This window comes from Natrinema soli, assembly GCF_028618695.1.
This window is the reverse complement of sequence record NZ_JAQIVI010000541.1, coordinates 1-1455: the sequence shown is the minus strand read 5'-3', so window position 1 is coordinate 1455 and position 1455 is coordinate 1. Positions and strand designations below refer to the sequence as shown.

Annotated in this window: 1 protein-coding gene and 1 pseudogene; both read right to left on the bottom strand. The window is 68.5% G+C overall.

What is annotated here, in order from left to right:
- Positions 1 to 1031, bottom strand: a 1031-nt coding sequence (gene cofG / locus PGX04_RS26130; RefSeq protein WP_273741164.1) for a 7,8-didemethyl-8-hydroxy-5-deazariboflavin synthase subunit CofG, incomplete at its 3' end; no start/stop codon positions are given.
- A gap of 72 nt (positions 1032 to 1103) precedes the next feature.
- Positions 1104 to 1455 (bottom strand): annotated as a pseudogene (locus PGX04_RS26125) (2-phospho-L-lactate guanylyltransferase); the annotation flags it as partial.

The window sequence follows — 1455 nt, the reverse complement described above, 5'->3', positions numbered from 1 at the left end:
CGGCCGTCGAAGCCGGCGGTCCGGAGGTCGGACGGCAGGAACCGCTCGTAGACGGGGAGGCGCTCTCCCAGTGGAACGCCCGCGTGGGCCGCGATCTCCTCGAGTTCGCGCAGCGCGGGCCACGTGTAGTCGGGATTGATGTGGTCGTCGGTGACCGGCGAGACGCCGCCGAGGTCGTCGACCCCGCAGTCGATCAGGTCCTTGGCGGGGGCGAGGTTCGGCGGCACCTGGACCGAGATTTCCTCGGGCAGGGCGACGCGGGCCATCGCCGTCACCTGTCGCATGGTCGCGAGGTCGGGCGACCCCCCCGACCAGCGTTCGTTCTCCACCACCGGCTGGACGATCACCTCCTGGATGTGGTCGTACCGGTCGTGGAGTTCGCGGATCGCGAGCAGGCTCTCCGCGCGATCCCGCCAGTTCTCGCCGATTCCCACCAGAATCCCGGTCGTGAAGGCCACGTCCAGTTCGCCGGCGTTTTTCAGGGTCCGCAGCCGCTGGCCGGGCACCTTGCGACGCGGACCGGCGTGGGCCCCGACTTCCGCGGTCGTCTCGAGCATCACGCCCATGCTGGCGTTGACGTCCGCGACGGTCGCCAGCTGCTCGCGGGTCTGATCGCCCGGGTTCGCGTGGGGGAGCAGTCCCTCCTCGAGCGCCACCTCGCAGGCCTCGCGCAGATAGGTATGAATCGAGTCGTGGCCCCACTCCTCGAGCTGGTCGTGTATCTCGGTGTAGCGGTCGTCGGGATCGTCGCCGAACGTGAACAGCGCTTCCGTACAGCCCGCGTCGGCCCCGCGCCGGCAGATATCGCGGATCTCCTCGAGCGAGAGCAGGGAGGCCTGCCCCGGCGGATCGAAGTAGGTACAGTACGTACAGGTGTAGCGACAGGCCGTGGTGAGCGGGATGAACACGTTTCGCGAAAACGTCAGCGCCGGCGGTGCCTCGACGTCGTTCGGGCTGACCTGCAGGAGCTCCTCGACGGCCCCGTCGTCGACCGCGATATCGACGCCGTACTCGCTCGCCCCGGGAAACATTACCTCTGGATGTCGTCTCTCGGCACATAAGGGCTGCCTTCCTGCGCGGCGGAGTGACGGGGAGCCACCGCGTTACTCCGTTGCGACGCTCTCGTCGCGAACGATGTCGACGCGTCCGTCCCGATCGTCGAGTTCGAACCCGAACGCCCGGAGACGGGCGGGGGCGCGATTCGTCTCGAGCCCGTGGACGAGGACCTCGACGAGATCAGTCGGTTCGTCGATGTCGGTCGCCAGTCGGAACGAGTCGACCGTCTCGAGGCTGGCACCGACGTCGCGAGCGATCTCGCGATGGTCGAGATAGGAGGCACCGTGGTAGTCCACGCGGAAGTCGGGATGTCGAACGACGAGCGCGTTCGTCCCGCCGCCGCGCCCCGGCGCGATCGCGATATCGGCCGACGTCGTCAGAAGCCGCTCGAGCGCGTCG